8 protein-coding genes are annotated in these 14,056 nt (G+C 48.8%); 6 read left to right on the forward strand and 2 right to left on the reverse strand.

Going from position 1 to position 14,056, the window contains the following annotated elements; translation table 11 throughout:
- Nucleotides 1-386: 386 nt before the first annotated feature.
- Both JHU38_RS11410 and JHU38_RS11415 read right to left on the reverse strand, forming a co-directional pair.
- On the reverse strand, nt 387-1,349 hold the full coding sequence (locus tag JHU38_RS11410; RefSeq protein WP_107581707.1) for a tetratricopeptide repeat protein: 963 nt from the start codon (nt 1,347-1,349) through the stop codon (nt 387-389).
- The gene (locus JHU38_RS11415; protein WP_146156999.1) at nt 1,309-1,971 is read right to left on the reverse strand and encodes a hypothetical protein; all 663 of its coding nucleotides are present in this window, start codon (nt 1,969-1,971) and stop codon (nt 1,309-1,311) included. Before JHU38_RS11415 ends, JHU38_RS11410 begins: the two co-directional genes overlap by 41 nt.
- A gap of 456 nt (nt 1,972-2,427) precedes the next feature.
- On the opposite strand from JHU38_RS11415, the gene JHU38_RS11420 reads away from it, so the two are divergent.
- From JHU38_RS11420 to JHU38_RS11445, 6 genes are all read left to right on the forward strand, one after another.
- On the forward strand, nt 2,428-5,520 hold the full coding sequence (locus JHU38_RS11420; protein ID WP_107581705.1) for a SusC/RagA family TonB-linked outer membrane protein: 3,093 nt from the start codon (nt 2,428-2,430) through the stop codon (nt 5,518-5,520).
- Nucleotides 5,521-5,547: 27 nt separating this feature from the next.
- Nucleotides 5,548-7,152: a RagB/SusD family nutrient uptake outer membrane protein gene (locus JHU38_RS11425; RefSeq protein WP_107581704.1), complete on the forward strand. Its 1,605-nt coding sequence runs from the start codon at nt 5,548-5,550 to the stop codon at nt 7,150-7,152.
- Nucleotides 7,153-7,173: 21 nt separating this feature from the next.
- Complete coding sequence (locus JHU38_RS11430; RefSeq protein WP_107581703.1) at nt 7,174-7,932, forward strand: DUF4843 domain-containing protein; 759 nt, start codon at nt 7,174-7,176, stop codon at nt 7,930-7,932.
- 21 nt (nt 7,933-7,953) lie between these two features.
- The gene (locus tag JHU38_RS11435) at nt 7,954-9,633 is read left to right on the forward strand and encodes a PKD-like family lipoprotein (protein WP_107581702.1); all 1,680 of its coding nucleotides are present in this window, start codon (nt 7,954-7,956) and stop codon (nt 9,631-9,633) included.
- Nucleotides 9,634-9,867: 234 nt separating this feature from the next.
- A complete protein-coding gene (locus tag JHU38_RS11440) occupies nt 9,868-10,968 on the forward strand; it encodes a hypothetical protein (RefSeq protein WP_232369955.1) in 1,101 nt (366 codons plus the stop codon).
- Nucleotides 10,969-10,995: 27 nt separating this feature from the next.
- On the forward strand, nt 10,996-13,815 hold the full coding sequence (locus JHU38_RS11445) for a M16 family metallopeptidase (RefSeq protein WP_107581700.1): 2,820 nt from the start codon (nt 10,996-10,998) through the stop codon (nt 13,813-13,815).
- The last annotated feature ends 241 nt before the right edge of the window (nt 13,816-14,056 follow it).

Below are 14,056 nucleotides of genomic sequence, written 5' to 3' on the forward strand. Positions count from 1 at the left end.
TATGTAAAGATAATTCAGGGTGCGGTAGATATTATTGATACTTGTAAACCTGTCCCCACTAATTTTCTGCTTCACCATCGGCCAAACCACCGACATCCATGTGCCGGCCGACGTGTCAGACGCCATGGTTCCCATTTACACCCTGCGGGGAATGAAGGTTGCGACTGTGAAGCGGAGTGAAGTCTTCCAATACTTACAAACACTGCCCCACGGTATATATATCGTTGACGGAAAGAAAATAGGAAGATAGAAATTGCTACTGTCATCGCGACGGGCACACCTATGATAATAGAGTTACCAATTTGTAGGAGTATATACAGAGAAGTATGTTGTGAATAGATTGAAGGCGAAAGCGATAAATCGTTTACTTTACACTTTTCGCGTTCTCATCCTTTTATACGTCGACTCTTGATACGACTTTTAATGGAGCGTACACTGCTGGCGCTAATGGCAAGGATGTCGCCTACTTCGGCCTCGTTCTTGCCCATGCGTTCCACGGCAATGAGGAAGAGATATTGGCGAGGAGACAGATTGTTATACATGCTGTCGAGATGATTGATGAACTTCATGTCGATGAGCTTGAAGTATTCAAGAAAGTCCAGAAAGTCTTGGTTACTCCAATACAAAGTATTGCCATTTCCCATGATACTCTCATAGAGTAGCTTTCCATTGCTCAAAATCTCTACTTCCTTATCTTTCATGTTATTCATCCGTTGCCGCAGGAAATTAAGTTCTCTGTTGGTCACCGACTGCGAAAGTTTCATTTTATTGAGCCTATCGCTATACTCGCTCACGAGTAGATGCTTCTCTAAAAGATTGCGTCTGGCATTGGCGGTCTTATATTTATGATAGAACACGAAGACCGTCATGACGAGTAGAAAAATTACAACGAGGGCACCGGTGTAGAGACGGTAGGAATAAATCGTGCGCTCTCGCTCCTCACGGTCGTATTTATTTTGAATCTCGTAAATGTTGTTCTGTCGCCATTTTTCTTCTTGCTTACCCTTGAAAGCCAATAGCGTATCGGCCACACGGGTGCTACCCTGCCAGTCGCCCATCACTTGTTTCAGCCTGAAGAGACTGGTGAGTGCTTTCTCTCGTGTATAAGCCTCAGAAGAGGAAGAGGCCTTGAGAAGGTAATCGAGCGCTTTCGGATAATCGCCTCGCTGCATATAGATGTCTCCCAGAATGGCGTAGGTGTAGCTGCTGGGATTTCCGGCCAGTGCCTTCCTTATGTAGCTTTCAGCTTTCACGATATCTTTTTTCCGTACATAAGTGTCACTGATGTTAGCCAGCAGCACAGATTGGTTATCGCTGCTGAGATAACGGTAGTACTGAAGGCTCTTCAAGTAGGTATTTCAGATTGCTGTCCGTATCGGCCAGTCCGCTGTAAGCGTTGGCCGTATAGGTGAGACTGTAGGCTATCCATTTCTTGTTGCCGGCTTTGTAGCCCAAGTCGCGGGCTCTCTTGGCATACACCAATGCCGTGGCGTAATTCTTATTGACAAGATTTACGTAGCATATACTCTCACAAATTTTGTGCAGCAAGGCGAGGTCGGAGAGGTTTCGTGCGGTGTCCTCGGCTTTCTTGAGCAGCGTGATACCTGCCTTGGAGTTGTTTCGGTTAAAGCACAATATGACACCTTTATAATAATAAGCCTGCGCCAGCTTATAGGACGGCCCGTTATGTTCATAATAAAAAATAGAGTAATCGATGGAGTCATTGGTGATGGCCCTATCCATTCGGTAGAGTATCTCTGTCTTTAAAAGAGTATAGTAAGCCATATTCTCTTTGCTCTCAGTTTCCATTGAGGGCAGGGTGCCGAGATACATGTAAGCCGCACCCACCTTGTCTCGACCAAGCAGCGAATCTATTTGCTCAAGCCGGCTCTGCGTGCGGCCCTGACATCCGCACATCAAGACCGCAATACCCAAGACCAACGAGAATATTATCTTACCTCTATATTTCATCTTTCCTTACTTTCTTGTCCATAGCCGATGCGACGTCACTTACAGTAAAGGGCAAAGATTTGTCTCATCACCGATACAAAGCCGGAATCGAACCATGGAACAGCCCCGTACCACCTCATCTTTCATCATTTGTAAAATTACTAAAAATAATTCATTTCGTTACCATTTTAGAACAAAAATCAACAAAAAGAGACCTTTTTGACGTAAAATACAGATAAATATGGGGTAAAAACGACAAAAAACTGCTGCATTTACGAATTTCACAGAATAGCAAAGAGTCGCTCCAAATGCCTTAAAATAAAGCATGTTGCAGTGCAACAAATCTAACTTAGCAGGAAACCAAAGATTTTGAAATAAACATTTAAAATACTAAACTTGTGAAATAAAACCGCAAACAGCCCGCAAAGAAAATCATGGAAACCGAAGATATTCATTTACTTAAATATTGTTATACCTATGCAGAAGTCCTTGTTAAAACTAAGTGTAATTGTATGGTTGATTACATTCTTCTCGTTTAGCAGCCAGGGATATGCCCAAGGGACAAGCCCTGAGAAAATAACGATTGAAGGTACTGTAATTGACAATAACAACAACGAGCCCATTGTCGGTGCCACCGTAAGGCTGAAGCGTGGCACCAAAGGCACCGCCACGAATGCCCACGGTAAGTTTGTCATTACCGGTTGTTCTCCGACCGACGTGTTTCAAGTAACCTTCATCGGCTACAAGCCGAAAGAATTTACCGTGGGAAAGAAGCGCCACTTCAACATTTATCTGGAAGAAGATGCCATGCAACTGGGCCAAGTTGTGGTAACGGGATTCCAGGAATTAAAGAAAAACAGTTTCACAGGAACGGCAACCATCGTAACGAAAGAGGAATTGCAGAAGGCTAACGCCAAGGACGCTGTCAAGGCATTACAGGTGTTCGATCCCTCGTTCCGTATCTTAGACAACCTTGGATTCGGCTCCGACCCCAACCAGATGCATGAAATCAATATTCGAGGAGCGTCGAGTATCTCGCAACAAAGAGGACTTGACGTAGAAAACGAAAGACTCACGCAGCGTACAAATCTCCGTGACAATCCGAACATGCCGATTTTCATGCTCGACGGGTTCGAGGTGGATGTACAGAAGATTTACGACATGGACATCAACCGCATACAAAGTATGACCATTCTGAAAGATGCCGCCGCCACCGCTCTTTATGGTTCGAGAGCCGCCAACGGTGTTATCGTAGTTACCACCGTGCCTCCAAAAGCCGGCGAAATACGCATAGACTATAACACCACCATGGAACTTACTTTCCCCGATCTCTCCGATTACAATCTTACAAATGCCAGCGAGAAATTGCAGGTGGAAAAAGACGCAGGACTATATACGGGAGGGGCTTACGATGGCATAGAGAAAACCATGCAGTACAACCAGAAGTTGAACGAGGTGCGCAGAGGAGTCAACACCGACTGGATCGCTCGTCCGCTACGCAACGCCTACAACTGGCGCAATGACATTTCCCTATCCGGAGGTGTAGAGTCCGTAAGATATATGCTCAACCTGAACTACGACAAGAATGCCGGAGTCATGAAAGGCTCTTATCGTAACCGTTACGGAGCAGGCATGACACTCGACTACAGGCTGCGCGACTGGTTGCACATACAGAATAAGGTAAGTCTCGACCGCGCTAACTATGAAGATTCTCCCTACGGATACTTCAACGATTACTCCAAGCAACTTCCCTACGACGCCATCTATGGAGAAGATGGGGAATATCTGCAAACACTACCGATGTCACACCGTACGAACCCGCTCTGGCAGGAGCAATATCTGCAAAGCTATGCCGGACGAGGAAACATTACCGATATCACCGACAACTTCCTGGTTAACATCCACTTCACCCAGAACTTTTATCTGCGCGGAACATTCAGCGTCAGCCAGGTAAAGACCGACAGCAAAACCTTCATCGATCCCAAAGACCCGTCGTTCAACAGTATGGCCAACAACCGCAAAGGCTCGCTCTCCACTTCGGGAGACACTCGTCTGAAATGGAACGCCAACGCTCTGCTGTATTTCAACCAGAGGTTCGGGAAGCATTTTGTGAACCTGACGGGAGGTGTAGACGCCCAGGAGACAAAAGATAATCGTATCGCTTATACGCAGGAAGGATTTAACATAGGAAGTCTCAGCGACCCTATTTATTCCGCACAACAACTCAACAAAACGGCAGACACGAAGTCGACGACACGACTCTTCGGTGTTTTAGGATCACTCAACTACACCTTCGACGAGATATATCTGTTGGACGCTTCGTTCCGCTTCGACGGTTCGTCGCAATTCGGCGAGGACAAGCGTTTTGCCCCGTTCGCCTCTGTCGGTCTCGGTATAAACCTACACAACTATAAGTTTATCAAGAATATCCCATGGCTTAACACGCTCCGTTTAAGAGGCACCTATGGAAGCACGGGTAAGGTAAATTTCTCACGGTTTGACGTTATCAGCAGCTATAGGGTAGACTCACAGTCATGGTATTATACCGGACCGGCGGTAATGCTGGCCACCATAGGCAATTCCCGGCTCTCATGGGAGACCACGAAGACACTTGATTTCGGTTTTACTGCCGAGCTTTTCAAAAGCAGATTCTACATAGAAGCCAACTACTACCGCAAGACCACAGACGGCATGATCGACCAGATTGCCATCCGTCCTTCGTCTGGATTTAAATCCTATAATGGCAATGTGGGTTCCATCGTGAACAAGGGATTTGAGTTGAAGAGCAATGTAACGCTCTTTAGAAACCGGAACTGGTCGGTAGTAGCCAATGCCAACATGGCCTCCAACACGAATAAGATATCCAAACTCGACAAGGCCATCGAGGAGTACAACAAGAAGATCCGCGACAACTACGATGCGGAACATCCGAAATACGCGAATCTTCAGAACCGCCCACTGATACAATATTATGTAGGCGCGTCCACCTCCGCCATCTACGCCGTGCCGTCATTGGGTATCGACCCTGCCAGCGGCAAGGAGATGTTCTTGAAGAAAGACGGTACTGTCACCAAAGAATGGAACGCATCGGACATGGTTGTATGCGGTGACATAAATCCCGACGTGCAAGGCTCTTTCGGTCTCAATGTAGCTTACAAGGGACTTTATGTCAACGCCTCATTCCTCTACGCTTTCGGCGGACAACAGTACAATCAGACCTTAGTAGAAAAAGTAGAAAACGCCGAGATAGCGACCAGCAATGTGGATCGCCGCGTAATCACCGATCGCTGGCGTAAGGTAGGTGACGTGGCACCATTCTACGGATTGGGCGAAAAAGGCTCTACGAAGCCATCGTCACGTTTCGTGCAAAACCAGAACTACGTATACTTCAACAGTATCGCTATAGGATATGATTTTGGAAAGAAACTCGTATCAAGACTCAAGCTCAGTTCACTTTCCGTATCTTTCAACGCGTCCGACCTGGCACGGTGGAGTTCCATCAAACAGGAAAGGGGACTCTCTTATCCCTACTCCCACACCTACAGTATCAGTCTGCGTGCAAGTTACTAATGCTTAACCCACTTAACAACCAAGAATATGAAACATAAATTATACATAGGTATATTGTCAGGACTGCTCCTCCTCACAAACAGTTGCAACGATTGGCTGGATGTGCCGGTAGACGGGCAGTTTACCAAGAAAGAGTTGTTTGAAATCGGCGACGGCTACCGTGAGGCGCTACACGGTGTGTACAAGGAAATGGCGGCCTCATCGCTATATGGTCTCAATCTGCAGTTTGGTGTCATTGATTTTTTCTCCAATCAATACGACATCAATGCCGGTACCGACAAACTGAGCGATCCTGTCTATATTGCGGCAGGCAAACGGGAATACAACAACACAAACCTATTGCCCATCATCGACGATATCTGGCTAAAGGCCTACCATGCCATTGCCGCATCAAACAATATCATCAACTCCATCAAGGACGAGCCCAACGACAAGTTCGCCAACGGAGAAATAGAAAAGAACATGATTCTCGGAGAGGCTAAGGCCTGCCGCGCCTTTTTGCACTTCGACCTGCTGCGACTCTTCGCGCCTGCGCCTGCCGACGACGATGGTCAGATACATATTCCATACATTGAGACTTTTCCCGAGACACGCGGACAGCATTTGACCGTGAAAGAAACGATAACAAAAATCATCGCCGATCTTGAAGAGGCACGCGCGTTGGTAAAGCCCTTCGACGACTCGCCACTTGGCCAGAGCGGCAGCGTGAGTGGAAAAGCCCGCTTCTACAACGACCTGCAGCCCGGCATGGAAGGCTATACCAACAAGGCCTCCGTTGATGAGTTTTTCCTCGGGCGCGGCTACCGTTTCTCCTACTGGGCTATCACAGCGCTTCTATCTCGCGCCTATCTGTACAATTCCACCTTTGAGAACGGCGACCTGATCAAAGCCAAGAGCTATGCGGAAGAGATACTCAACGCTCAGTTCTCGGGCGCAAACTCTGCCGTCTTTACTCCGTTCAAGAAGGATAGGTTTGCCTTTCAATGGCAGGAACAGCCGGAGAACATGGACGATATCCGCATGGTGGACAATCTTATCTTCGGGCTTTATAACGAGAAGCAACTTACTGACATCAGCCTCGAGTCATACTTTCCGCGCACTTTAAAAAACACCGGCAGCAGAATATTTGTCATCAATCTCGATGGGCAGGAGATCTTCAAGAGCACCAATGGAACGGATGAATCGGCAAACGACATTCGTCGTACACGCTTGATCTACGAACCCCTCAACTCTTACAGAGCCTATCTCTCTACGAAATGGTATGTGAAAGAAGGAAACACCGAAGAACGCGACCACACCATCACCATCCTGCCGCTGATACGGACATCGGAGTTAAGATACATCATCGCCGAATGCGACGCGCGCAACGGCAACTATGCCGCAGCCTACGAGATTCTCAACACCATGCGCCGGAACCGCGGCATATCTGACAACGAACTGCCTGCGGCTGACAAATTCGCGGACTTCGTCAAAGACCTTGTACGTGAGGGGCAGCGAGAATGGATTGCCGAAGGCCAGCTCTTCTATCTCTACAAACGCCTGAAGGCCGATGTGAAGCGCGACGACGGGTCGCTGCGCCCATTCACTACGGCAGAAAGTGTGTTGCCGACACCTTTAGAGGAAAGTAAATAAAGAAACTGAAACATACAGAACATGAAAAAGTTACTATATTTTTTATCCATGGCAGCTCTACCGGCCATGTTTACCGCCTGTCAGGAAGATGAGCTGCAACTTTGGGGGAGCAGCCACCACATTTATTTCGAGAAATTCTATAAGGATGCCATCGCGCCCGGCAAGGAACGCGCGGACTCTACGCTGGCCTCGTTCTTCTTCTATACCGACGACGTCAACGACCTGGATGCCAAGCTCGTCGTGAACATGTCCGGTCGTTTGCTCGAAAACGATATTCCGTTCAAGTTGAAAGTAGTGGACGAGATGACCACGGCCAATGCCGGCGAGTACACCCTGCAGGATCAATATGTATTCCGGGCACACCATGTGAACGACACCGCCACCAACCAGCGCGACACCATCTCCATCAAGATGCACCGCTCCGCGCGTCTCAAGGATATGCCTAACGGCGTAAGGCTCACCGTAGAACTCGTACCGATGGGCGACCTCAAGCTCGGACAGACCGAACGCACGCGCGCCATCATCATCCTGACCCGCGACGCGGTGAAACCCGAATGGTGGGATGCTGAAATTACCAACAACCTCTTCGGCGAGTATTCCAGCAAAAAGTACAAACTCTTCCTGCTTTACATCGATCCCAAGGCTACCCTGAATGCCGACATGCTCAAAAACACGCCCTATAAGGCCATACAGCTTGTGCGCTTGTTCAAGAAATGGCTGATAGAGCATCCGGACCAGGCCATAGAGGAAAACGGAAATCCTATGACGGTAAATGTATAACCTCACTAAACAAGCAACATTATGAAAAGATTCAGATATATTATAGCACTGATGCTCACCCCTCTTTTGCTGGAAGCATGTTTTAGTGACGAGGGAAACTATGATTATGAGAACATCGAACCGCCCACATGGCTCATCAACGTAAATGGCGATTTCGTCCGCGTGTCGGGCAGAGGTGGACGCCAAATAACCCTCGACGCCTCTAAATACTTCACTTGGAACAAGGATTCTGCCAAGCGGAGCCAGGAAGTGAGATATGAATGGATCTACAACGGACATATCTTCAGTGAGCAACTCAAGGAGACCCTACTGGCCGAAGACCTGATGAAGCGCATGAACCTTACTGAATACACGGGCGAACTACCGCTCAACGGTGAGTTCCGCATCATCGACAAGAAGACAGGAGTTACCTTCATGGCCCGGGTTGGCCTCACGATTTACGCTCCGATAACCGATGGCGACTTCATCATCTACTCCGCCAAGAAAGGACAACCCGACGTCGGCGTACTCTCTTATCTCGATCTGCCCTATACCTTTGAAGCCGACGGAAGCCTGAAGAAGAATTTCCTCTTCAAGGAAGCTCTGTCAGAAGATATCCCCGGGACGCCGAAGGCACTTCATGTCGCATTGGCCAAGAACATCAGCGAGACGGGCAGCGTAACGACCGTCACGCAAGAGGGAGCCGCCGAGGTGTTCAACGGAGCCACTCTGAAAAAGGAATGGGACTTGTCCTCCCAGTTTGCCGACGGCATTCCCGCCGACTTCTCTGTCAGCGCCCGAGCCGACCAAGAGAGCGACGGAAGCCAACCCGCATTCACCTGGGTGGCTACGAAGGATGGTCGCGTATTTACTCGCCAGACCGGAAAGAACTGGATTGGCGGCAAGTTTCTCTCCGAACCTTACTACCTCGACGAGAAAGGATACAAGATTACCAAGTTCGGCCATACACTCTGGGGCATCACCAACATTCCCTGCTACGACGAGCTGAACCGTCGCGTCGTCCTGGCGACAGCTCTGCCATATCATGCGACCAACACCTACCGGAGTTTCATGAAGGTACTCACCAGCTCCAACTGGGATCCCACCTATATGCCGTTGATGAAGATGCCGGAAGATACGAAGGTATACCACATGACCGCCATCAATGCCACGACGACACTCTACGACCGCAACAACGGATGGTACCAGGTATTCTATACCACGGGAGGCAAGTCGATGGTGGGCACATTCACCGTGGACGTGCGACAGCGCAATCTTGGCGCGCCAAACTACGGATACGCCACTCCCTACGAGATACCGGGACATCTCTTCAACGACGAAACGGTCTTCCTGACGGCAGCCACAACACGATTCTACCGCAATCCCGTATACAATCAATACGATCTCTTCTCGGAAGGAAACAAGGTTTTTGCCGCCATCAAGCAACTTTCTTACTTCTATTGGGGGCCCGAGCTGTCGGTAAAAGAAATGCAGCTGGAAGGTCTGACCTCTAAAGTCACCTGCATGGTCTACGACCGTAGCGATGCCTATTTCCGCGACTGCTATCCACACCTTCTCATTGGTTGTGAGAACGGTGATGTCCTGGTCTACGACACACGCACGCTGCAAGAGCCCAAGTTGCTGGAAAAATACAATGTAGGTGGCCGCGTGGCAAGCATCAAACAGTTTGGCGTGATGCGCACCACCCTCGATATGTATTAAAAAAGCAACTATCAACGAGAAATAAAGACTAAGAACGGGAATACGCATCAAATATTTTGCTGGGTTACAAACGGCTTGTAACGACATTACCAAATAGCTGGTAACAACATTACCGATGAGCGGTAACGACATTACAAGCCGTTGGTAATCATGTTACCACTTGTTGGTAATCCGGCTGCAAGATTCCGGTACTTCGTCATCAGCCTAACCATAACAACATAATAAGACACAAACATGAAAACAAGAAAGTTTATTAGTATTGCAGTTTTACTATTCACGATTCTTCTCACGACCGGCGCCATGCCCCAAAAAGATGAACGCGTGGCCGTTGACATGACCGTCAAGGCACAGAAGCAGGGGGCTATGACCCTTGATCTCAAGAAAACGCCACTCTGCCAGTCATACAGCCTGGGACTCTTCACTGCCGACATCGCCTCTCATATCAATGATGCTACCCTGGTGAAGTTTTTCGGGAGCCAGAAAATGAAGAAGTATGATACCGATACTAAGAACACTCCCCTGCTCAACTTCGACCTTGTGGTACTGCCCGAGAAAGCTTATACGCTACTGGCACTGGCCTACGACAAAAACGGGAATGCAGGTCTCGTTACCCGTGTGAACTTCACCACGCCCAAACGTGTAAAAGTAGGGTCGCCCAAGATGACATGCCAAGTCGTAACGATAGGTCCCGACAGCGCGGCCGTGAAGTTCACGCCCAACGCTGATGTGGCGGGCTATGCCATCTGCCAGTTTGAGACAGGAACCATGGAGAAGAATGTTGAAATGCACGGCCGACTGATGGGTTTCTCCAACGCCTACGACATGATCAAGAAATTCAGTGGCAAGAGCTATACTACTGAACATACGACGACATGGCGCGGCATGGCGCCCAACACCGACTACGACCTTTGCGTAGTTCCATGGGACAAGAACGGCGTCTTCCAGGAAATCGAGAAGGTGAAGGTTACCACGCAGAAGCTCGGAGGACCGGGAGAGGCTACCGTCAATATCCAGATTGGCGAGTTCGGAGGCAATGAGAGCACGGGCTATTACCAGGTAGTAGTCTATACTCCCAACGACCAAGCTGCCCTGCACCGCGACATCATCATCACGGAAGAGGCTTTCAATAAGCCCGAAATGGGTGAGGCCGGTATCATCAAGATGTTGCAGACGGATGAGCCCAACAACCCCTATTGGAACCAATACAAGGTGGATAGAGCTGTATGGAACAGTACGCACAACACCGTCTATATCGCCTGCTCCATCGCAAAGAATGTCAATGGCGAATGGGGAAAATTGCAGCAGGTGAAATTCACCACACCTAAAAAACAGTAATACCAACCTACTTAAGTCTACGAAAACATGAAAGGACTGAGAAAAACAGTATTGACGACAATTGTGCTGGCATCGACTTGGGTGTCGGCACAAAACCAGATGCCGCCCATTCCTATAGACACGGCCGTGCGTATCGGCACTTTGGACAATGGACTGAAATATTACATACGCCATAATAACTGGCCGGAACACAGAGCCGACTTCTATATTGCCCAGAAAGTAGGCTCGATACAGGAAGAGGAAAGTCAGCGCGGACTGGCTCATTTCTTGGAGCACATGTGTTTCAACGGCACTAAGCATTTCCCGGGCAATGAGCTCATACGCTATTGCGAAACGCTGGGCGTGAAGTTCGGTGCCGACCTGAATGCCTACACTTCCATAGACCAGACCGTCTATAACATCTCGAATGTTCCCACGACCCGCCAGAGTGCGTTAGACTCCTGCCTGCTGATTCTCCACGACTGGGCCAACGCCCTTACCCTCGACCCCAAGGAAATAGACCAGGAACGAGGAGTTATCCATGAGGAATGGCGTGAACGCACCAGCGCCAACTCACGCATGTTGGAGCGAAACCTGCCTACGGTCTATTCCGGTTCCAAGTATGGCGTACGCTTCCCTATAGGTTTGATGAGTGTGGTAGACAACTTTAAACCCAAGGAATTAAGGGACTACTACGAGAAATGGTATCATCCGGCCCATCAAGGTATCATCGTTGTGGGCGATATCGATGTCGACCATACCGAGGCTATGATCAAGAAGCTCTTCTCTCCCATCCAAAATCCAGCCAATCAGGCGCCTGTTGTCAACGAGCCGGTGCCCGACAACGAGCAGCCCATCGTCATAGTAGACAAAGACAAGGAACAGGCAAACAGCGTGGTGGAAGTGCTGTTCAAGCACGACATCTGGCCGGAGTCGCAGAAGGGGAACATGGATTACATCCTCGCCAACTATACGAAAAACATCGCTTTGGGAATGCTGAACGACCGTTATGCCGAAGCGGCTCTCAAGACCGATTGCCCTTATATCGGCGCGAGCGCGGGCGACGGGGCGTTTATCCTCGCCAAAACCAAGAACGCCTTCTCCATCAGCGCCACCCCCAAGGATATGGACAAGACGGCCGCAGCCCTGCAGGCAGCCCTCACCGAGGCAAGGCGCACGGCCAAATTCGGTTTCACGCAAGCAGAGTACGACCGTGCCAAGGCCAATGTTCTCAGCGGTCTCGAAAAGGCGTTTGCCAACCGCGACAAACGTACGAACACGTCATTTGCCGAAGACTATAAGGGTAACTTCCTCAGCAATGAACCTATCCCCGCTTTCGAAGACTACTACCAGATTATGAAACAGGTAGTCCCGCAGATACCTTTGCAAAGCATTAATGACATCATCCCCCAACTATTGCCCGAAAACGACCGTAACATGGTGATTCTCAACTTCAACAATGAGAAAGAGGGCAATGTATATCCCACAACCGAAAGCCTGCTCGAAGCCGTACACGCGGCACGAAAGGCTGAGCTTAGTCCTTATATAGATAAGGTGAAGAACGAGCCCCTGCTGTCGGTACTGCCAAAAGCCGGCAAAATCGTGAAGGAGAAAAACGGCAAGAAATTCGACTACAAGGAACTCAAGCTCTCTAACGGTGTTACCGTAATCCTCAAGAAGACCGACTTCAAGAAAGATCAGATTAGCCTGTCGGGTACGGGATTGGGCGGAAAGTCGCTCTATGGAGCAAAGGACTACACCAATCTGGCCGTGTTCGACAATGTAATTGGAGTCAGCGGCCTGGGCAAATTCTCCAACATGGACCTGCCGAAGATTCTGGCAGGAAAGAGAGCTAAAGCTCACCTTTCCATGGGCGACAAATATATGGGCGTAGGCGGTTCCTCATCGCAAAAGGACGTGGAAACCATGCTGCAACTGATCTACCTCTACTTTACCGACATCCGAAAAGACGAACAGTCATTTGCCACACTATTGGATTCTTGGAAGATAGGTCTCAAGAATAGGAACCTTTCACATGAGACTATCTTCGGCGACTCGCTCGTCGCCACCGTCTACAATCATAATCCCCGGCAGAAGCCTATACTCATGGACAACCTCAAGGACATCGACTACGACCGCATCTTGCAGATTGCCAAAGAGCGAACGGAAAATGCGTCCGCATGGACTTTTATGCTTATCGGCGATTTCGATGAAGCGAAGTTGCGCCCGCTTATATGCCGGTATCTGGCCGCACTGCCCGTCAAAGGCAAGGTGGAGAAGGGACACCTAACGACTTCATTCCAAAAAGGCGTTGTCGATAACACTTTCCGTCGCAAGATGGAAACTCCCAAGTCGCTGGCATACATGTTCTGGCATACCAACGATATCCCTTATACGATAGACAATGCCATTAAGGTGAATATGATTGGGCAAATCCTTAGCATGGTATACCTTAAGAAAATCCGTGAGGAAGCCAGCGCCGCTTATTCATGCGGAGCAGAAGGAGGCTCAACCATAGAGGGCGATTACCACGACTACACGCTCTTGGTGACCTGCCCCATGAAGCCCGAGAAAGCAGAAATGGCACTGCGCATCATGAAGGAAGAGGCTAAAAACATGACACGCACTTGCGATCCGGAAATGCTTAAAAAGGTAAAGGAGTATATGTTGAAGAACTATGACAATTCCCTGAAGACCAACGGATACTGGAGTGGAATCATCAGCATGTATCGCAAGTACGGCATCGATGCCCACACCCATTATCGGGAGCTCATTAAGAACCAGACGGAACAAGGTCTTTGCGACTTCATGAAACAAATCCTAAAGAGCGGCAACCGCATCTCTGTGGTGATGCTCCCGCAGGAATAAACCATTCAGACTAAGGAGCCTCCATTTCCTTTGAGACAAGATGCTCCTTCCCTTTGTTTAAAGCTGCCCTCCAAAAGCTGTCCCCAGACTTTTGGAGGGCAGTTCTGTTTATGGAGTATAAGAGAAGATGACAGCTATGCACCATAGAAGGAAACCAATCTAAAAGCATTTTCTTGACTACCTATAACCAATAGTGTCCTAAATAATTTTTGTGAAAACGCATATAAAGTTGCATCAAATC

This window comes from Prevotella illustrans (assembly GCF_017426725.1).
Lineage (GTDB): Bacteria > Bacteroidota > Bacteroidia > Bacteroidales > Bacteroidaceae > Prevotella > Prevotella illustrans.

Bases quoted from the DNA above. Each gene is read 5' to 3' on its own strand.
- JHU38_RS11435 (WP_107581702.1), top strand. From the start codon at position 7,954: ATGAAAAGATTCAGATATATTATAGCACTGATGCTCACCCCTCTTTTG.
- JHU38_RS11430 (WP_107581703.1), top strand. From the start codon at position 7,174: ATGAAAAAGTTACTATATTTTTTATCCATGGCAGCTCTACCGGCCATG.
- JHU38_RS11440 (WP_232369955.1), top strand. From the start codon at position 9,868: ATGAAAACAAGAAAGTTTATTAGTATTGCAGTTTTACTATTCACGATT.
- JHU38_RS11415 (WP_146156999.1), bottom strand. From the start codon at position 1,971: ATGAAATATAGAGGTAAGATAATATTCTCGTTGGTCTTGGGTATTGCG.
- JHU38_RS11425 (WP_107581704.1), top strand. From the start codon at position 5,548: ATGAAACATAAATTATACATAGGTATATTGTCAGGACTGCTCCTCCTC.
- JHU38_RS11420 (WP_107581705.1), top strand. From the start codon at position 2,428: ATGCAGAAGTCCTTGTTAAAACTAAGTGTAATTGTATGGTTGATTACA.
- JHU38_RS11445 (WP_107581700.1), top strand. From the start codon at position 10,996: ATGAAAGGACTGAGAAAAACAGTATTGACGACAATTGTGCTGGCATCG.